The 20573-nt window shown below is 43.1% G+C and carries 20 protein-coding genes, 1 pseudogene and 1 riboswitch; of the genes and pseudogenes, 3 read left to right on the top strand and 18 right to left on the bottom strand.

The window, feature by feature from the left end:
* Positions 1-190 precede the first annotated feature (190 nt).
* Positions 191-925 (top strand): alpha/beta hydrolase, encoded by a 735-nt coding sequence (locus tag ACXHJ1_RS18620; protein WP_016821912.1) that lies wholly within the window; start codon positions 191-193, stop codon positions 923-925.
* 140 nt (positions 926-1065) lie between these two features.
* Here the strand turns inward: ACXHJ1_RS18620 and ACXHJ1_RS18615 are convergent, their stop codons facing one another.
* Complete coding sequence (locus ACXHJ1_RS18615) at positions 1066-1530, bottom strand: low molecular weight protein-tyrosine-phosphatase (protein WP_457905021.1); 465 nt, start codon at positions 1528-1530, stop codon at positions 1066-1068.
* 146 nt (positions 1531-1676) lie between these two features.
* On the opposite strand from ACXHJ1_RS18615, the gene ACXHJ1_RS18610 reads away from it, so the two are divergent.
* Entirely contained in the window at positions 1677-2318 is a 642-nt protein-coding gene (locus ACXHJ1_RS18610; RefSeq protein ID WP_290409996.1) for a thiamine diphosphokinase, read from the top strand.
* A 280-nt stretch (positions 2319-2598) separates the two neighbouring features.
* Entirely contained in the window at positions 2599-3099 is a 501-nt protein-coding gene (locus tag ACXHJ1_RS18605; protein ID WP_013371461.1) for a C40 family peptidase, read from the top strand.
* Positions 3100-3164: 65 nt separating this feature from the next.
* On the opposite strand, the gene ACXHJ1_RS18600 is transcribed toward ACXHJ1_RS18605, so the two are convergent.
* From ACXHJ1_RS18600 to ACXHJ1_RS18520, 17 genes and pseudogenes are all read right to left on the bottom strand, one after another.
* On the bottom strand, positions 3165-3857 hold the full coding sequence (locus ACXHJ1_RS18600; protein ID WP_107733519.1) for a response regulator transcription factor: 693 nt from the start codon (positions 3855-3857) through the stop codon (positions 3165-3167).
* Between the two features lie 148 nt (positions 3858-4005).
* Positions 4006-5064, bottom strand: a complete 1059-nt coding sequence (locus ACXHJ1_RS18595; protein WP_107733518.1) for a ThiF family adenylyltransferase — start codon at positions 5062-5064, stop codon at positions 4006-4008.
* On the bottom strand, positions 5061-5828 hold the full coding sequence (locus ACXHJ1_RS18590) for a thiazole synthase (protein ID WP_420538940.1): 768 nt from the start codon (positions 5826-5828) through the stop codon (positions 5061-5063). Before ACXHJ1_RS18590 ends, ACXHJ1_RS18595 begins: the two co-directional genes overlap by 4 nt.
* 2 nt (positions 5829-5830) lie before the next feature.
* A complete protein-coding gene (gene thiS / locus ACXHJ1_RS18585; protein WP_016821918.1) occupies positions 5831-6034 on the bottom strand; it encodes a sulfur carrier protein ThiS in 204 nt (67 codons plus the stop codon).
* On the bottom strand, positions 6031-7179 hold the full coding sequence (gene thiO / locus ACXHJ1_RS18580) for a glycine oxidase ThiO (protein WP_457905020.1): 1149 nt from the start codon (positions 7177-7179) through the stop codon (positions 6031-6033). The genes thiS and thiO overlap by 4 nt, the downstream gene beginning before the upstream one ends.
* Positions 7180-7236: 57 nt before the next feature.
* Positions 7237-7830, bottom strand: a complete 594-nt coding sequence (locus tag ACXHJ1_RS18575) for a thiamine phosphate synthase (RefSeq protein ID WP_457905019.1) — start codon at positions 7828-7830, stop codon at positions 7237-7239.
* A gap of 316 nt (positions 7831-8146) precedes the next feature.
* Positions 8147-8255: riboswitch (TPP riboswitch) on the bottom strand.
* Positions 8256-8340: 85 nt separating this feature from the next.
* Complete coding sequence (locus ACXHJ1_RS18570) at positions 8341-9894, bottom strand: ABC-F family ATP-binding cassette domain-containing protein (protein WP_457905018.1); 1554 nt, start codon at positions 9892-9894, stop codon at positions 8341-8343.
* Positions 9895-10585: 691 nt separating this feature from the next.
* A complete protein-coding gene (locus tag ACXHJ1_RS18565) occupies positions 10586-11125 on the bottom strand; it encodes a cupin domain-containing protein (protein WP_019687414.1) in 540 nt (179 codons plus the stop codon).
* A gap of 455 nt (positions 11126-11580) precedes the next feature.
* Entirely contained in the window at positions 11581-12570 is a 990-nt protein-coding gene (locus ACXHJ1_RS18560; protein ID WP_318300522.1) for a hypothetical protein, read from the bottom strand.
* Positions 12557-13111, bottom strand: a complete 555-nt coding sequence (locus tag ACXHJ1_RS18555) for a hypothetical protein (protein ID WP_031461585.1) — start codon at positions 13109-13111, stop codon at positions 12557-12559. Before ACXHJ1_RS18555 ends, ACXHJ1_RS18560 begins: the two co-directional genes overlap by 14 nt.
* A gap of 1 nt (position 13112) precedes the next feature.
* On the bottom strand, positions 13113-13508 hold the full coding sequence (locus ACXHJ1_RS18550; RefSeq protein ID WP_457905017.1) for a hypothetical protein: 396 nt from the start codon (positions 13506-13508) through the stop codon (positions 13113-13115).
* 40 nt (positions 13509-13548) lie between these two features.
* Entirely contained in the window at positions 13549-14028 is a 480-nt protein-coding gene (locus ACXHJ1_RS18545; protein ID WP_019687417.1) for a hypothetical protein, read from the bottom strand.
* A gap of 49 nt (positions 14029-14077) precedes the next feature.
* Positions 14078-16162: a hypothetical protein gene (locus ACXHJ1_RS18540; protein WP_107733512.1), complete on the bottom strand. Its 2085-nt coding sequence runs from the start codon at positions 16160-16162 to the stop codon at positions 14078-14080.
* Positions 16152-17986 (bottom strand): annotated as a pseudogene (locus ACXHJ1_RS18535) (pilus assembly protein CpaF). Before ACXHJ1_RS18535 ends, ACXHJ1_RS18540 begins: the two are co-directional and overlap by 11 nt.
* The gene (locus ACXHJ1_RS18530) at positions 17986-18843 is read right to left on the bottom strand and encodes a hypothetical protein (RefSeq protein WP_107733510.1); all 858 of its coding nucleotides are present in this window, start codon (positions 18841-18843) and stop codon (positions 17986-17988) included. The pseudogene ACXHJ1_RS18535 and the gene ACXHJ1_RS18530 overlap by 1 nt, the downstream one beginning before the upstream one ends.
* Positions 18840-19553 (bottom strand): hypothetical protein, encoded by a 714-nt coding sequence (locus ACXHJ1_RS18525; RefSeq protein ID WP_016821935.1) that lies wholly within the window; start codon positions 19551-19553, stop codon positions 18840-18842. Before ACXHJ1_RS18525 ends, ACXHJ1_RS18530 begins: the two co-directional genes overlap by 4 nt.
* A 22-nt stretch (positions 19554-19575) precedes the next feature.
* Complete coding sequence (locus tag ACXHJ1_RS18520; protein WP_016821936.1) at positions 19576-20553, bottom strand: SAF domain-containing protein; 978 nt, start codon at positions 20551-20553, stop codon at positions 19576-19578.
* Positions 20554-20573: the final 20 nt, after the last annotated feature.

The raw sequence follows: 20573 nt of genomic DNA, 5'->3' as shown, positions 1-20573 counted from the left end.
TTATATCGCTCGCGTCAAAGATTTAGTTATTTTTTTTGAGTTTGCCACATTTTTGTGTATGTAACAGGGTGTGTTTTTTACTATAACAGCTTAGTACATGATTGAAATTTTAAACATCTATTGCAATCAGGGTAATCTTAACTTATTGTGATCCTTAATGCAAAATAATACCCAAGAAAGGTGACGAAAAATGACGGATTCTCGGTATTTAAAACGAACTATCCTTAAAGACGAAGTAGACAGCCGCTTACTTGGCGAAACCCGAATTCTTCGAATTTATTTGCCGCCCGGCTATAATGAAATATTGAGCTACCCTGTCGTCTACTGTCAGGATGGAGAGGAATTCTTTAACTTTGGACGCATTGCAACACACGCCAACCGTCTCATACTGGATGAAGGCGTGGAACCCTTCATTATTGTAGGTGTAGAAGTGAACACCAAAATCAGAACTCAGGAGTACGCTCCCTTCGGCAATCGTTTTGAGGCATACACTGCCTGTTTTGCAGAAGAGATTATTCCCTATGTGGAACAAAAGTATCCTATAAGAAAAGATGCAGCTTCCCGCATTCTTGCTGGAGATTCACTGGGAGGCAGTGTGTCTTTGCATTTGGCGCTATTGTATCCTGAGCTGTTTAATCGTATTATCAGCCTCTCAGGTGCCTACTATGAAGCTTCGCAAGAAATTATTGCCCGTGAGAAAGAACTGTCGCATCTAAATGTTTGGATGACAGTTGGCCTTCAGGAAGATGCTTTTGAGAGTGATACTGGCATTTACAACTTTGTAGAGCTGAACCGTCAATGCGCAGATTTACTGCGCGAGCGGAACGCAGAAGTTTCTTACCGTGAAAAGGATGGCAAACATTTATGGGGCTTTTGGCAAAACGAGTTGCCTGACGCGCTAATGTATTTTTTGGATCGTGCCTGAGTAAAAACATCCCAGCATGATGAGGAATTGAGCATTGACCTAGGAGGTCATAATGCTCCTTCCTCTTTTTTATGATTTGGTTGCGCTTTCAAAAATGTATAACGAAAAACGGCAACGATTGCCGTCATCTGTCGTTCACATTATAGCTTTTCTTCTATGATCTTGTCCAGCAAGGCTTCGCATCCCGCGTCCAATAATCGATAGGTCTCTTCAAAATTTCCGGTAAAATATGGGTCGGGTACTTCTCTTAACTTTTCTTGGGGAAGCAAATCCATGAATTTTAGAATATCAGCATCAGCTCCACCTGCAAGTTTACGCATATTTCGTTCATTAGAGTCATCCATGCACACAATATAATCAAACGCGTCAAAATCATGATCCGTTATTTGCCGTGCCTGTATGCCTTGTTCGCTGATTCCGTGCAGTTTAAGCTGCTTTAGCGTTCCCTCATGCGGAGGATTTCCAATGTGCCAATCGCCTGTTCCAGCCGAGTCCACCCGGATTTCTGCGTCTAATCCCCGTTCCTTTGCCTTATGTCTCAGTATTGCCTCCCCCATGGGAGAGCGGCAAATATTGCCCAAACACACAAACAAAACGTTAGTCATTTCGTTCCCCTTCCTATTCACGTCACACTTCTTTTTTCTGTTCCATTGTAGCCAGGTCCTCCAAAATTGTGCAAGCCATATTTATCGCGGTATACTTAAAATGATCGTATATATGGGACCGTATACAGAAAGAAAGGATGTTGGATATGACGAAAAAACGAGCCATTGTATTTTCAGGCGGTCGTCTTAATGAAGAAGATTTACAACAAATACAACCCGATGATTTTATTATAGGTGCAGATAAAGGTGCCCTTTTCCTGATAGAACACGGTATTACGCCTCATGTCTCTGTAGGAGATTTTGATTCGATTACTTCGGAGGAACAAGAAAGGGTAAAATCAGCAAGCCAACGTATGCTTGCGTGTGATCCAGTACTTAAGGACCTAACAGATACAGAACTCGCTTTAGAAATCGCTATGGACGAACAAGCAGATCATGTACTCATGCTCGGTGTGACTGGTACTCGGATGGACCACACATTAGCCAATGTTCAAATATTAATACGGGCTATGCAGCATCATATTAGTTGCGCTATCATGGACGCACATAATTATATCGAGCTGACCGGATCAACGCTCGAGATCCATCCTATGGGCTATACATATGCATCGCTGATTCCAATGACCGCCGAAGTAACAGGTATACAACTGGAAGGATTTATGTATCCACTTCATAATGCAACCCTTAAAATGGGACAATCACGTGGTGTTAGCAATAAGCTAACGGCTGCAAAAGGTACAATTTCTATTAAAAGCGGTCTACTACTCGTTATTCAAAGCAAGGATTAATTATGACATTGTTGTAACTATTTCAAAAGTTGTTCACCCACTCAAAACCCTTGATTAACAAGGGTTTTTCCGTTTTCACAGGTTCTAGAATCATTTTATTTTTTACAAATTGTAATTTTTAATCGTTTTTTAATAATTACGACGTAAGCCTTGTCCCTCAAGCATTTGAGAGTAGTTTTCCAACTATTAGGTGGCTTCAAAACTGTTATACTCAACGCTGTCAGTTAGTTAGCAACTCAGCAAATTATTGCACAAATCAATTTTTGGAGGTATTTACAACATGAATATGCATAAAATCATAAAAAAGGTAATTATCGCAGGAGTCGCTGCCACGATCGGCTTTGGTACTTTTGCCATTGAGGGAACAAATACAGCACAAGCTGCTACTGCTACTACTACCGTAGGTCAAAAAGTAATTAACTACGGCAAAAAATATATGGGTACTCCTTATAAGTTTGGAGCTTCCACAAGCACCACACGCAATTTTGACTGTTCTTCTTTCATGAAGCACATATTCAAGAAATACGGAGTCGATTTGCCGCGTACTTCTGTTCAACAATCTAAAGTCGGACATGCCGTATCCAAGGCCAATTTGAAAAAAGGGGACTTAGTGTTCTTTTCAAGCGGTAGCCGTGCCACAGGACGTAACATTACTCACGTAGCAGTATATATGGGCGGAGGTAAAATTTTACACACTTACGGCGGACCTGGGGTGACCATCTCTGATTTAAACTCTGGCAACTGGAAAAGAACATACATTAAAGCACGTCGCGTGCTGTAATGTAACACTCATTTGAAATAGGTAAGCCGGGACGAAAAGTTCCGGCTTTTTTTATATAACTTATGCTATTTTGCTTCGGTTGGCGTTCTGAGTGAATAGCCAATACCTCGTTCCGTTCGAATCATTTTAAACTTTTGTCCTCTATCTACTTTAACCCTTAAATGCCTGATGTACACATCTACTACGTTCGTATCAGCGATATAATCATGTTTCCAAACATCTTTTAAAATTTGCTGCCTGCTGCAAACTTGGTTAAGATGTATTGCCAGATGTAGCAAAAGATCGAATTCTTTCGGAGTTAATTCCAGTTTTCGCTCCCCTCTGCTCACCATTCTGCTTGCAGTGTCTATATGTATATCCCCCGCTTCGATTGCCCTTTTCACATCACGTTCAACACTAAAAATTCGTAATAAATTAGCCACTCTAGCCTGAAGAACTCTAGGATAAAAGGGCACTACCATTACATCATGAGCTCCTTGTTCAAAGCAGGAAACCATATGTGCCTCTTCATCTGATGAAATCATTGCAAGTATCGGGACATGAGGATGGTTCTGCTGCAAAATGCGAATCAAGCCTTGAGTGCCCGCCTGTTCATCTTTAATGTTTAGGAGTAGCAAACTCACAGGATGCTGAGCTATATAAGAGCGTACATCCGACGTATTACGAACATGAACCACCTGATAACCTGCCTGCTCCAATGGACGAACGAATACAGCGGGCGCTTCATTTTCATCCACAAGTACAATTAACGGGCTCATCTTTTTCACCCACCTGGTTTGGACATCGCATTACATATTGGATACGAACAAGTTTGTTATAAGCCATTAAACATATTTGTATTAGTGTAACAAAAAAGCAGAAAATCATTCTCTGAAGAATGGCTTTCTGCTTTAAGGTTTATGGTTTTTAGCCCAAATAACGATGATATAGACTTCTTGCTTTGGCCACGTCCTTTGTCCCATGGATCAGCGCTCTGCCATCTGCAAAAACCACCAAGCGATGCTCTCCCACACTAAAGGAAACCAGATACGAATTCCACTCTACGTTTCCCTCGCCTAATGCTGCAAATCTATCTGCTATCTCTGCGAGATTCAGATATATCCGGTTGGCAGGTCTTATTTGAACGGTATCCCTACCGCACAAAACATCTGCTTTCTGCCGATGAGAGGTCGATAAATAGGGATACGTCGGTTGGCTACCGCAAGAAGGACAATTCGACTTTTTGAGACGATCCACTGCTATTGCTACATATTCATTTTTCCACAAATCAAACGAAAGCAATTTTCCTCTCAAGTCCTCGGGATATCCACCAAGAAGTTTGAAAGCTTCTGTAGTCTGATTAGCGGTGACCATTTGTACTGCCTGCGGAATAATGCCGGCTGTATCACATGTTTCTCCTCCAAACGGTACAGTTCCCATCAGACAGTGTAGACAAGGTGTTTGACCCGGTAAAAAAGTGTAAGTTACACCGTAGCTACCCACACATCCTCCATAAATCCAAGGAATATGATGCTTGAGAGCCATGTCGTTCATAAGAAGCCGAGTATCGAAGTTATCGGTTGCATCCATCATGAGATCCACCCCCTGGATCAACTCTTCCAGCTCTTCTACCCCAACATCCAAAACATGTGCATGGATGACTGTTTGCGAATTAATATCCTTTAATCTTCGCTGGGCCGCTATTGCTTTGGGACACCTTTGCGCTGCATCACTTTCCTGAAAAAGCTGCTGGCGCTGCAAATTGCTCCATTCCACATAATCCCGGTCTACGAGACTTACCGTACCTACGCCTCCACGAACTAGCGTTTCTGCAATGCCTGTACCCAGCGCTCCAACACCTATGATTAGTACGTGAGAAGAAGCAAGCCGGCGTTGGCCTGCAGGCCCAAAGGGTGCAAACCTTTCCTGTCTGGAATAACGATCAATTTGTGGTGTTCCAGCACCGGATTTTTCAGATATCCTCATCCTTGAACCATGCCTTCTGTTGGGCTGCTCGCTGAAGCATATCGTTTTACAGGTATCATCCCTGCCTCAAAACCATATCTGCCTGCACGCACAGCCAGCTTCATGGCCTCAGCCATTTTCACAGGGTTCTTCGCTCCCGCCACAGCTGTATTTAGCAGAACACCATCTGCTCCCAACTGCATCGCCATTGCTGCGTCACCAGGTGAGCGAATACCTGCATCGACGATAACCGGAACTTCTGCTTGCTCAATAATTAACTCTAATGAAAACGGATTGAGCAAACCATGTCCTGTACCAATCGGTGAGGCACCAGGCATAATGGCATGTACTCCAAGCTCTTGCAGCCTCTTTGCTAGTATCACATCATCCGATATGTAGGGCAGTACGACAAAGCCTTCCTCTAGCAGTTTTTCACTAGCCTTCAACGTTTCAAAAGGGTCAGGCAACAGCGTTTTGCTATCCCCAATGACTTCCACCTTAATCATGTCGCACAAGCCAGAGGCTTTTGCCAACTTGGCAATACGGATTGCCTCTTCTGCTGTTGTTGCTCCTGCTGTGTTGGGAAGAAGTGTATACCGGCTCAAATCTAGCGTATCAAGAAAATGTTGCTTATCCCGTTCCTCCAAATTCAGTCTGCGCACAGCGAACGTTAATATTTCCGTCTCAGCAGCCTCTACAGCCTGGGATTGGATATCCAGATCCGAAAATTTCCCTGTTCCCAGCAACAGCCTTGAGGTAAAAGATGCTTTTCCAATGGTTAACATGATCAACCGCCTCCTACAAAATGTACGATTTCTAGGCAATCTCCATCCTTAAGTACCGTCTCATGATGATCTTCACGGGTCAATATATGCCGATTCAGCTCTACCACTACGGTTTTCACCTTTAAATCAAGTTCATGCAGCAATTGATCCACATGAGTGATTCGATTAGAAATGGTCATGCTCTGTCCGTTAATGATCAGCTTCATAAGCTTTCCTCCTTGAGGAGTTCAGAAGAAAATTTGCTTATTCCAAGTCCAGCCGCATCAGCCCCTTTAAGCATAGCTGCCATCGCTCGCCCAGTCGCATCACTAAGCAAGACACCGTTACGATAATGCCCGACTGCAGCATAGACGCCCTCTACTCCAGGAACAGGGCCAATGAAAGGACGCTCCGCAGCTGCCTGTGGACGTAAGCCCGCCCAAGCACGTATAAAAGAAGCTTCTTGTACACGCGGCAACCAGGCAGATGCACGTGCTAACAGTCCTTTTAAGCCTCCTACGGTCACCTCTTTGTCATATTGATGTGGAAGACTCGTAGCCCCAATCCAAAGCTCGTTATTCTGTTTAGGCACGAGGTAAACATCATCGGCATAAATGGTATAATCCAACGGATGGTCCTTCAAGGAGACTGCTACCACTTCACCCTTGACTGGATAAAGAGGATAATCAAATCCAATTTGTTCTAGCAATTTCAAGCTGTCCAAGCCTGCGGCAATCACGACCTGATCGCAGGAAAAAAATCCACTATCCGTTCGCACACCGCAAACTCGGCCGTCCTGTATGATCAGTTCCTCAGCATGAGTTCCAGACCATATTGTTGCTCCCAGCACCGCAGCTGCCCCTGCATAAGCACGGCAAAGCTGAACAGGGGCCACTTGTGTCTCCTTTGATCGGTATATAGCCCCAATTACTTGATCTGCCAAGCCCGGAATCCGTCGAGCCAATTCCCTGGCATCCCACCAAATAGGGCTATCATCCTCTCGGATATTCGCAGCATTCCAGCGTCTTTGGCCCTCTGCTTCTGAACGAAAAGGGGTCACAAAACCTTCTGTACGAAAATCAACTGAAATACCCGATAAACGCTCCAAATCACAGACAAGGTCAGGGAATGCATCTCGACTTGCGCGAGCAAATCGTGCCAGCTCAAGGTCTGAGAACTCTTCACTTTCCGCTGCCAGCATTCCCGCCGCTGCTCCTGATGCTCCCTCACCGGGGATACATCGTTCCAGCATAATTGTACTTCGTCCCTCCTTAGCCACATGATAAGCAATGGCACTGCCGATCACACCCCCGCCTATGACCAAGCATTCTGCGTGTCCTATTGCTTTTTTCTCTGTATGTGTCTTTGACATATGTTCCGTGTCTCCTCTCCGGTGAGCATTCTGCTTTCCCTTCGTCTCGTTTTCTTGCTACAGGTCGTGAACTACAAGATCTACCATTCGCCTATATTCCATCGCTGCTGCAACGGGTGACTCTGCTTCCCATATACCAGACATCACCGCAATTCCGCTTGCTCCGGCATGATAGAGCTCTGGAACATGATGAGGTTGTATGCCTCCCAACGCTATCACCGGAATGGCCGACAATCTGCAAATGCGTTCAAGCTGTGCTACACCCCGCGGTACAAGACCGGCCTTACAATAGGTCTCATATACATGACCAAATAGTACATAGTCTGCTCCCCCCTGCTCAGCGGTCTGCACCTCCTCCAAGGAATGTACAGACACTCCACAGCGTGTATCCACTGGAAGCAGACTTTTCGCATCCATCACAGATAACCCATTAGCAGGTAGCTGGACAGCTCTTGCCAAGGTAAGTAAAGCTACGTCCATACGGTCATTTACTACAATTTGCTGCAAAGGAACTTCCTGCTCGATCATGCTACGAGTCAAAGAAAGCAAAGCAGAGGCACCCTTCTGTTTCGAACGTGCGTGTACATAATGAATATAAGGACAAATAGCGGCAGCCACTTTGGGTACATCCACACAGGAGACACTTTCCATCGTAATTACGTGTAATTCGATCTCATTTTCACCTCACTTGGACTAAAAAATATAAAATAATCGTATAAGCTGAACTATATTGTTGCAGCTCCCTATTGGGTAATATCATACGGAGCCAGCCACATGTACCAGCAATAATGAAAGGAGATCATATGTAAATCCGTCTACGGAAGCTCGAACAAATGAGGATGAACGAAACGCAAAAAGCCACTTCCCAAAGGAAGTGGCTTGACAAACGTTCAAAATCGAACGGACTATTATATCCGTAAACGTATATCGTTCCCTGCACAAACAAAAGTAAAGATCTACTACCTTGTTTGTACAGTACTCACTTCCCTACGCTGGCATAACCCAGATCAGGTACAAAGAGTCCGAAATCCATTTATTTCGTCTCAGCCGCATGGGCGGCTCCCCTAGTGTGGCTATTTTATTGTATCAGCTAAAGATAGCTTAGCATATTTTCCTAATTCTGCAAACCCCACCTTGTGTGAAATCTGTCAGAACTGGATTTTAGTTAACTTTACTAGACCACTCTTCTACATTCCACGTTTTGGTTACCCAATCCTCGTAAAAGTCCGGTTCGTGGGATACAAGCAATACGGTCCCTTTGTATTCCTTCAAAGCACGTTTGAGTTCATCCTTTGCTTTGACATCCAAGTGGTTGGTAGGCTCATCAAACAGTACCCAGTTGCTCTCACGCATTAACAGTTTACAAAGGCGGACTTTAGCCTGTTCTCCACCACTAAGCGCAGACAAAGGCCGGGTGATATGCTCATTCTTCAAACCACAGCGCGCCAAATGCGCTCGTACTTCATGCTGATTCAAATGCGGAAATTCATTCCATACATCGTCAATCGGTGTAATTTTCTCCGCCTTTACTTCCTGTTCAAAATAAGCAGGCTGCAAGAAATCCCCTTGATAGGTTTTTCCGCTGATTGGAGGTATTTTCCCAAGAATGGTTTTGAGCAACGTAGACTTACCAACACCATTGCAGCCAACAATTGCGATCTTTTCGCCACGTTCGATCGTCATGGACATTTTAGGCAAAAGGGCATGAGTGTAGCCAATTTCAAAATCAATACCCTCAAAAACCGTTTTCCCGCTCGCACGGGCTTCTTTGAACTGAAAGGTTGGCTTTGCAGCTTCTTCAGGCTTATCAATACGTTCGATCCGATCAAGCTGCTTTTCACGGCTTTTTGCACGGCCTGATGTAGATGCGCGCGCTTTATTGCGCTGAATAAAATCTTCCTGTTTCTTAATATACTCCTGCTGCTTCTCATATGCATCAATATGCTGTGCTTTGTTCAGATCCGCCATTTCAAGAAACTTTTCATAGTTAGCTGAATAGCGGGTCATCTTAGCAAATTCAAGATGGTAGATTACATTAACAACTTGGTTCATAAATTCAGTATCATGTGAGATGAGGATAAAAGCATAGGGATAATCCTTCAAATATCGCGTAAGCCATTCAATATGCTCCACATCCAAATAGTTGGTAGGCTCATCCAGCAGCAATACATTTGGCTTTTCCAACAGCAACTTAGCAAGAAGCACCTTTGTCCGTTGCCCACCACTAAGTGCTGCTACATCCCGATCCAGTCCGATGGCAGAGAGACCTAATCCATTCGCCATTTCTTCAACCTTCACATCAATGAGGTAAAAATCCCCCATATCCAATTGCTCTTGAATTTCTCCCATCTGTTCCAGCAAGACTTCCAACTCTTCGGGAGAAGCCTCTCCCATTTTGTCTGTAATTTGCATCATTTCCTTTTCTAGTTCCAACAAAGGAAGAAAAGCGTCTTTTAATACATCACGTACTGTTTTGCCCGGCGTCAGCTTGGTGTGCTGATCCAGATAGCCATAACGTACACGTGGAGTCCATTCCACTTTGCCTTCATCTTTAAGCAACTTTCCAGTCAGAATGTTCATGAGTGTCGATTTACCAACACCATTAGCTCCTACCAATCCTACACGTTCCCCCGCAAGTAATCGAAAGGAAACATTTTTAAATAATGTACGGTCCCCAAAGTTGTGGGATACATTTTCTACAGTCAATAAACTCATAAGCTGTTTTTGGCTCCTTATTGTCATCGGCACTGCCGAGTGTTCTTATTTCATCAATCTTTCGTTTCTTTCAAAGCTTTATTGTAGCACATTCGGCACCCTTATCGGAACATTGAAAACAGCGAATTTTAAGGTTTTCAGATGGAGTGGCCTAAAAAAAGAAAAACAGCTAATGTTAGTCAAGGGGTCCACCAACATTTTAACGAAAATATACGCTAAGGACATGGCTTATTTTTTTGCCCTCATTGCCCTTATTAATCCGGATTTGAAAGTAGTAGAAATCGACATCGGCCAACTTGATATTGGTCAACTCGCTTCCCAAAAGTCGGTAAATAGCAACGTATTAACAATCAATATGTCTTGAAGGTTTTTCGCTTGCTAAATCATATCGAATTAGCGCTTAATCTCCTCTTCGGTAGGTACATAAGGAGTTTCTTTGCTTCTTTTGGCAATTTAAGCTTCAAGCTTAGTTCTAAAATGTTGGAACAGCGTTGAAGTTAGTATACAGAAGCTTACAATTCCAAATAATGAATACCTTAATAATTGATAAGTTCTAATAACAATTAAAAAACAGAACTCTATGTAGACAGTCCTCATGGGTATCGAAGGAATAATAAAATGGAGAAAATGTAATTATCCCGGCCTGGGTTCCGGACCGGGAAGAAATAAAATAAAATATAATTGGATTTATTTATCTTTCAGCAGACATGGCAATTTCTTTTGATTCATGAACTGTTCCAAATGGATGCTCAGGCGGTGCATAGATAACGTATATCTTAAGGGGCATATTTCCTGTATTAATTACATTGTGCCATTTTCCAGCAGGTATCATAATTGCATAGCCATCATAGGCCATCACTTGAAAATCTAATTGGTCTTTCCTATCCCCCATTTGAACAAGTCCCTGACCTTCTTCAATACGTATGAATTGATCAGTTGTTGGATGAGCTTCTAAACCGATATCATCGCCAACATTAATACTCATCAGAGTCACTTGTAAATGTTTTCCTGTCCATATAGCGGTACGATAATTTTTGTTTTGTTTTGCAGCCTGGTCAATATTCACTACAAATGGACTTTGTCCATAATCTCTTAATATTGTCTTTTCATAGAGATTACTGTCGTTATTATACCAATTGTAGTATTGAGGATCATAACTCCTATAATTGTAATTACAGCTGTTATACATAGGAATATGCCATGGAAAGTGATGGCATGATTTATGGTACATACTCATTCTCCTTTATTTAATTCAGTGTTTACTTATCATATGCGGCTGCCTATATAAAGGACTAAAAAACCTTCAACAATAGGCAAAAGCCTAATTGATGCCAAGACAAAAATATTCACAAGCGTTTTCGTCCTTCACTTCAAAAGACGTTATTACTTAAAATTACATTTGATACCACATACTTCTAATTGGTATCATCTTCTTTGGAACTCCCCCGGTAAGTCGAGTATTAAATTCCATTTATTTGACTCACTCTTTAAAAAAGCAGTGACTATAAAGGCAAAAGACTAGGCTGGCACTGCTTCTATTGTGCTATCGGCTTGGCTTGGAGATTCGTCTATTTCTCTGCCCATTTCAAAACAAAGTTCTTCCCGGCTAACGTCAGATTAAACTCCTATTAAAACAGGCCAACCTTTTGGTTGACCTAATAATACGAAACCCACCCCGGAGGGTGATTATTTTAAGCTGTTATGATATTGGTACTCAAAATAACCAGCAGCTGCCGCAGATTTTTCATCCGTAAAACGCTCAGTCGTTTGAAAAGGGGCTGGATATGAATCTCTATAAAAATATTTCATTCCAGTACCCGGTTCTATGCCACCAATAATAGATTGCTTTCGGACGACTCTTCCACCACCAAACCCATAATTATTGTAATATCTGTCTCCAACTGGAATGCCTTGGATAAACGCGATCATACCCACATCATCTATTGTGTTATACCACTCCTCTTGTGAAATGAGTGGTAGGGTGAACGTATAGGAAATGCCATTCCGTGCTGCTTTTTCGTTATGGACATTAATCAGTCGAGCCAGATCTTCCTGAATGGTGCGAACAATGGTGGAACGGCGTATTTGCTCAAAGGTTAATGAATTGTTCAGTAACGAAATGGGGGTCTGACCCTCAAGCTCTTTTTGAACCCCCTCCACCCATCTGTGATTCTGCGCATCATAGGCATGTAGATAATTATCCAGGGTGAATCCCACACTATTGCCTGCGGAATCAACATAGGCATAAGGCTTTTTTTCGCTCCACTTGGGGCCTATAACCGCTTGTCCATACGCATCTTTATAGGATGATGAAGCGAACGTATAATAACCATCATAATCCAGTATCACAATAGCTGGTATGTAATTCAATAACGCACGTTGTGCTGCTGTATCCCCATCAATGTCCATATTAAGGAAAAAAGTGTGCAAGAACGTGACCAGCGCTTCTTCTTTATCTACACGAAAAAACTTATCTGATCCATATCCGGCCTCGCGTTCCTGACGTTCATTCTGTGAGAGCACAACACCTGCATCTTGAACTGCGGTACGGAGAGCAGACGTATATTTCATTTCTAGCTGCTGTACTTCACGCTGATTCTGCACTCGTAAATCACTAACCACACCAAAGGGCAAAAAGAGTAGGATAAATATAACTGCAAAATCAGTAATCTTCATTCAAAACCATGCCCCCGTAAGAAGCTGAAACTGCCGGCTTATCGTTATCTATTCCACCCAGAAGCCATGATTTGTATAAATCCGCAGGAGTCCGATTCGTATTATATAATCGTACTGTAAAATAATCACCGGCCATCAAGGTATACCGACGTATCTGTTCCGACTTGGGCTGCGAATGATCAGGAAACAGTACAGGTAAGATTTGCGGGTTATAGTAACTATCGTATACAACTTCATAATTACCCAGAAAACTGTCTGGCTTCGCCGCATCTGCATAATTCGGTACATATTTTTTGTGCATATGCTCCAAATGAACTTCGTACGTATTGCCTGTCAGCTCCAGATCACGTATAAAATCGTTATACATCGTCGGTGTAATGTAACCTTTGGTTCTTACCATATCAACAAAATGTACAGTCGAATGATATGTATTTAACCCGGATATATCATCCTGCCGTTCAGCAGCTTGAGCTGCGGGTACGATGTACAAAAGTAATACAGCTAGCAGTGCTCCCAACAGCTTAGATATTGTTTGAACCACTTCAGTCCTCCCCCAATTTCTCAAAACGTACAGATGTTATGTCTCCATTCCCATTACGCTGTGAGTACATGGCATATATAGAGGAAGCATCCAAGGTAGATACATCAGGCTCAAACGGTTCAGAATATACATCGTACTCTGAACCGTCAACTTGAACCGAAATCCCCTCCTGCAAGTTCAAGCGAATGGTCTGAATGACTTGAGTCCCTTTAATCCGTTGCGGCGTCTCCACCCCTATAGTACGGGAGATCCGTCCCTCAGATTGCTCCTCCTGCTGCGACCTTAATTCCAGTGCGCTATCCAGTTGACTGGACAAGTTTGCTGCTGCTGCACATGCGGCTACAAATAGAATAACTGACACACCAAGCCGCAGCATACTTGAAGCGTGATCAGACATGCTCACATCTCCCTTATGACTATTATTCTTGCTGTACTACTTAAGACTGGGTAAACAACAACCCACGTACCACGTTAGATTTGTCTTTAACGATTTCAGCCTTGAATTTACCACTTGGATTTACATATTCATTCTCCTTTTCATTCAGTGTATTCGCGATCTTTCCCGTCTTATCGTTGCCGCCATTCACAGCGCCATACTGCTCACTGTCTGGACTAACGTTCAGAGCATTTCCGTACCACTGTCCTGACATATTTTTGCCAGTTTTAATCTGAATACCAAACTGGTCCTTTCCCTGAAACTTCCGCAGCGCATTGGTTACCTGGGAGCCGCTAATCGTTGTGCCGTCGTATACCGTAAAAGAGGCTTGAGACAATTCAGTCTGGATATCGGCGAAATTGTTTTGTGCCGTTTTAGTGGCTTCCTGAGCTGAGATAAACAGTATAACTACAATCGTAATTAGTGCGATGGTCAAAAATATCCCAGCGGCTACCTTTAATGCCGTTGATGCATTATTCATTTTTTTTTCTCCTCAACTTGTAATATTGGTTAATCATCATTGAACTTGCTTACTGAATTTTTTGTATTTGCTCATAATAGCTATCCATTTGAACAAAGCTCATACCGATCAGCGGAATCACCAAATATAAAAAGATAAGACCATACATCGGGGCAAAACCAATCATCCTCCCCCAGATCGCCTTGCTGTCTATTATTTTTTCATACTCCTGTTTTCTTTGTTCAAAATAGTAGGACATATGGGATTCCAAATCATCAAATGCTTCTCTAATGGTGATTTTACCTAAAGATAAATGGAGCTTGTCCACCAGACGTTGAAATTCCGGCAAAGGTGCTTCTTCTTTCAACAAATCGAGAGCCGCCTCTGGTCCATGTTCGTAATGAAGCAGACATTTTTGCAGAGGTCTTTTGAAGATAACTGAAAATCTATTCAGCCACTCCAATATTTCCTCGACAGACATTCGTTCCATAACCCGTAAAATGGAAATAACCGTTTGAAACTGATAGACCTCATGCTTCATGTCCAAATGACGCATTTTCCGTTGCAAATATAATAAAAGCATGGGCATTTGGTAGGCTACATACCCAGCAATCATACTAATCAGTACTTCCCACCACTTTATATATTCTTCATTCCAATCTTTCAGCTTTTGGAGGATTCGATGAGTATTCCTGGATAGCTGCTCTGGAGTAGCTGTGCCATTAGCATAATGTTCTAAAGCAGCGTACGTTCGCTCGTATGTGCTGTCCGCTTTCATGTTCAACATTTGCATGATTTTGCGGTCAATCTCACTCTGCTTCAAAGCTTCCTTTTCCTCTGTCGGACTTAAACGTCCAAACATTTGCCCCGATTGTACTGGCGCGTGAAGGATATGCCTTTTTTCAGCTCCATGTAAAACAAATATAGTACTAATACTAAGCACTAATCCTAAGATAAAAAGAGCAATTCTGCGTATGTAGAGCCACTCGAGCTTTACCTCCGCACCACTTTCCTTTAGGAGTCGGGTTATCTGGAAATAAGATGACATATGCTGCCGAGGAATTAGAGAATCCACCATATTACGAATGATGGGCATACGATATAACCTCTGCTCCCACACCCTCCGCCCTTTACCCGCACGATATCCTGTCTCGTCGGACTGTTGCAGTTTCTGTAACAGAAAGTAGGATAGGATGATAACAATGTAAACGGTCAATTTTGTGATATAACCCAATTTCCCCTGATAAAACTCATCCATGGATGGAAAGCTGGATCTCGCCCATCCCTCGATTGGGGTAGTAAAGAAAACAGGGGCCAGAGCGATCACGTTTAAACTTTTTAGCAGGTAGTCCAGTTTATTTCTCCTCAGCAACTCCAAGTGGATTTCGCGTGCAAGACTGCTTAGCCCCTTTAAATAAATGGAACCACCATCCTCAACCCGATCACCAAACTCCATGACCATATACGAGATACCAGCAAAGGCTTTTAAAAACCGATTTGGAGCTGATTCATAATATCTTTCGAGGGCCTCGTGGGGATCCGCATCTGTCAGCGCCTCATGGATGAGCCGTGCATGTCTTCCAGCCTCTGCCTCTGCTAAATCGGCTGCTTCGGATATGGCTTCTTCCACCATACCGTGCTGATGATAGTGATGACGTACATTGGCGAACAATTCGATCATTTGCCCAAGTAGCCTTTTTTCCATTTGGCTAGTGGTCACGTCTATAATAAGGCTGTTGATTACCACTCCGCATAAAACGGCCAATACAGCAAACTCTATTCCTGGTTTCATCATCAACAGCACAACGCCGCTGCAAGCAAAAGCCCCCCAAATGAACAGTATCATCTTCATGGTTTGCAGACGAAGCTTATACTCATCGTATGCATGCTGACCAGCTAGTCGCTTACGTACACTTGTGATGTATCCAGCTGTGATAGGGACCCTCATACACAGCGTATACAATTTATGCATTAAAGTTTGAAGTTCCCGTTGAAGTACCGCTTTTCCCTTTCGTGCTTCCTGTACAGAATAAATTCTACCTCTGCGAACTGCATAGCTCTTATGCTTATGCAACCCATACAAAGCTGTATATAGAACTGCAAATCCCCCACCTGATATAAGCAAAACCCATAATAAAATTTCTTTAAGACTCATAGTCTTCCTCCCAATAGCGGGTCAAAAAACTGCGGAAATCTGCCGCATCGTTTGCATTCATCTGCTCACACATTTCTTCTACACTTTTAGCTGTTAAGGGCTCCATTGGTATATAGCTTCCATTTCGATATTCCATAACATGGCGGTAGCTATAGCTCGATGAAGCATTGGGACCTACATTCGTATGCTCTAGGTTACGCGGTACACATTCTGTGATCCGTTCGATATAACGCCGCCCTTGCGCATCACGCTTGAGATGAACATCAAAGTTAATGACATGCACTACCTGTTCTTCAGCAATACCTTCATGCTGAAATACTCCTGTTTTGAGCAGTGAATTACGAAGTGAAAATACAAGATCACGAAATGTTTTAGCATGGTGAGTAAAAATAGTAAACAAACTAGCAACCTGCGACATTTGAATCATCCAAGCAGCTACTTCATCACTCGCTACTTCGCCTAGAATATTAACGGTTCCATCTGTTTTTTTCTGCAAGTCAAGACCTTGTTGCCCTGAAATATGATCTGTTTCTCGAAAAGTAAGAATATTACGGCGACTGTAAATGCTGCGTAGATGCAGTTCAAAGGCCATTTCCTGAACGCGAAGCGTATACGAAGCGTAAATATGCTTGACCATCGCCATTAACAATGTTGTCTTACCTGAACCCTGCGCACCTGTAATTGCAGTAATCCGACTGCCTTTCATTAGATATGATAGTAGCTGGATTGGAACATCAGCGTTTTGTCCCCTAATTAACTGTTCGAGCGAAGCGCTTTGAATATCAAATTTACGAACAAAGAAAGCCCATGATTCAGAGAAAGGCGGGCGCACTACTACTACCCGTGATCCATCCTTCATCTCATTGACCTTATAACCATTCGCTTCAGAAAGCTGTCCTGGGTAATTGTATTTGTAAATATTTTGACATACCCTTTTAAGCTCACGTTCCGATCCAAAGGAGAGGAATGAAAGGTGGATAGTTTTACCTTTGTAGAAAATCCATACACTCTCATATCCATTCGTTATGGGCGCAGAGGTTTGTTCAAATGCATACCTATCTGAAGGCCACTGTGGTGATGAAGAAATACTCCCTTCCGGCACACCACTTACACCCCCACTTACACCATCGATCCTCTGGTCACGAATATCATCAATGACAGAAAAACCTTTGTAATGTTGATAAATCCGCTGCACAATAATATCCACTTTCTCCATAAAGGAAAGGGGACGGTATTCACAGTCATAGATATAGCGGATATCCTCTGTGTTACGAAATAGCTTCCATCCTCTTCACCTTGCTGTGAATACCTCATTTCGGCTAAGTCATAAGTATCCAGCAAACGTGATAGTGCATCCGCGCCAAATTTCTGCTGATATTGGTAAAAAATAATTTCGAATTGATCTTGTGTGCTAAACAACTCAGGTCTGGAGAATGGCATAACAGTATCGGCGATTTTCTCGTTCAATCCGTAACCGTTAATCAGAAGCTCACTCATCAGATTTTTAACAAAACGTTTATCTCCACTGCTGCCATTGGCACAGTCCTTTAACGCCCTTCGTAGTTCTGCCCTTTGATGGATACGCCGCCTATATTCCTCTTCATGTAATCCGGCATCCGCCATCTGGCTATGACTTAGTTCATGAAGCGCATTTTTGATATACTCTATCAATGTTTCGAATGTGGCATCTTCGCTCTTTGGTTCTACCCGAAGAGCTGAATGTTGCGAGTGAAGATTTCCTCGATATTTAAAAATAATCAGTACGATGCACAGTAGCACAATGCAGGTAATAATTAATCCGTTGATCATATGAGCGGACAGCATTAAGCGCCCCTCTCCAAAGCCTTGAGCCGAAGATCGGACTCTGCCGCCTCCAGAATAGCTTTGCTAATCTGCCGTATGCTCTGCGCCCATCCTACAGACATAAAAGGCTTACGTTGCTGCTCTTTTCCACTTCGCACCTCGCGTTGCACATGGCCAATCACATCCCTGCGGTTCCATGCATCCATAAAGTCGGTGCTGTAAGGGACTGTAAGCAAAGTGCCCTTGTAGCCATATCTCCTGCGGATATTCGCTTCATTCGCTTGTGAATGTACATCATATTTTCCAAGGACAACTAATATGGGTAATGACGAATATGTGGATAATGGAGACACAGATTCAAAATAAGCGTCCAACTCACGCATATTCTGAGTGAGCGAAAGAACGGCCAGTTTGGCACGTGTACATGCTTCATGCTGTACAGCCCCCCAGCCTACTCCACTCCCTGCATCAATCAGCGTTAAATCATAATATTGATTCGCTGTATCAATTACCACTTTTACAAGATCAGGGGAAAGTAGCGGCGGTGCAGCTCCAAAACCAGAGGTTCCCTCAAGTACATCCAGAGTGTGTTCTAGTACAGGTGTCGTATAGTTACGAATATTTTCTCTAGACAGCGTCCCTCTCAGAACTAAACGTGAAACAGCATCCCAGCCCCCTTCCTGAATCTGTAGACTTGGATCGTCCATGCCATACTCCTGTATAGGAAATCCTGATTCAATACCGGTATGCCTACAGCCCAAATGAGTCAACAAAAGTCTTCCTCTATATAAATTACCTATGGTAATTGCTATTGCTGCCGCTAATGAGCTACTTCCACTCGCTCCCTTAGTGGGGCTCCAAAACAAAATGGTGCTCATGCTCTCCTCCTTTCCGCACGCTTTAGCGCACGACGACTTTCTTTTATCTCCCAACTCATCCATTCTCCAATACAACGGCACAATTCTCTCTTATATATTCTGGATAGAGGTTTTAACAGAAGCTGTTTTTTATGCTCATTTTCTAGCTTTAGAGCAAGCTGTCCTTCATCCCATGGCAGTACATACGGCTCTGGTTGCCATAAGGCAGGAAAGCGATTCATGTATTCCCACAAATACGCCTCCTCCACACCGCAATCCACTGCCTGTATAAATAGCTTGTGAAATACAAGATCTTTGGGAAATCCAGGTTGGCCAAACAAATGCTCAAGCCAATTCTGTCCGCTGTGCATTAGCATGTGGCTATAATCACTGACCCAAACCCGGAGTTCCGAAATTTTCCAAACAGAAATTGGACAAAAATCAGGTAGCTCTACATCCAAAATAACAATGTCATAAGTCTGTTCTGCCTTTTGATCAGCCAGCATACCGATATGCAGATCTTCCCATGCTGTAAATCCAATCGCCACATCGAATCCACAAAACTGTGTAATGGGTAGTGGTTTATCGAGCATTCCTATGCTGTACCGATATTGTCCCCGCAGTGTAGCGTCCACAAGCAGTACCTGTTGGCCTGAAGCTGCCAATACGCTGCTGATGTATAATAAAGTATCGCTTTTGTCACAAAGACCGGCAAATATCCATGTTTTCATACTTCCGTTCCTTTTCTCTCATTTATTTGGCATACGGATCAGAGCTACCACCCTGCGTTAGAATCTTCGTTTGTTCTTCGTGGTCCTGTTCCTCACTCCCTGTATCATCAATTCCACTTACTGCATCTTCAATAGTTGTGCCTGCATGCTGAGCTGCAACCTCCTCACTTAGACCTTTTTCCACAGGTGTTGAAATCACATTGTTTGATGAATTAATTGCATTTTCTAGAGAATTTCGTAGCTGCTTGGACAGTTTTTGTTCAGCAACACGGACTAAATTCGGATCACTATTCATTAACGCTAACACCTGTGCATTAGGCGGATAGGTCTGTATGGCCTTGGGCTGAAATTGGGGATCTACATATGTCAGAGCATAGATGGATGCTTTATGCAGATAGGCATCTACAATAGCACTCGAAAGGGATAGTATTTCCTGCTCATTCATAGTAACCCATACGGTTGGGCCTTCTAGCCGAGAAATCTTCTTTTTGGATAATAGAATATAATCCTGACCTGTTGGAAATTGAATGCGAATATCTACCTCGTCCCCTGGCTTCAGGCTGCTGGGCAGTACCACCACTTTTAACTCACGGTTGCGTAGATCCTTAGGTGTGGGTTCATCAGCAGTAATCATAGCTGATGTAAGCACAGCTCCTTTTTTTAGTTCTATCTTAGCTGTAGTGCGAGAAACTTCACTTTTATTTGTCAACAAATTAGACGGGGCTTGAGAACCAGGAACCTTAATTCCCTTCAAATCATTAGATGTAATCTGCTCGCCTGGTGAAATGTCACGAACAACCGCCCAGCCTGTTTTCGCAGTCCGTTGCTCTTGTTCATACAGTTTCCATTTCTGCTCTGCCTCCACCTTTGCCTGCTTCCTGATCTCACTCATTTGATGGATATTCACCATAAGGTAGCCCACAAAGATCATGCCTACAATACCCGCGCCAACACAACCTGCATATAGTTTTTGTTTGCTGCTTTTTCTTAGCTTGGACACACAGCTTCTCCCCTACCTCT

This window comes from Paenibacillus sp. ALE2, from assembly GCF_054113385.1.
This window is presented reverse-complemented; position numbering and strand designations above follow the sequence as displayed.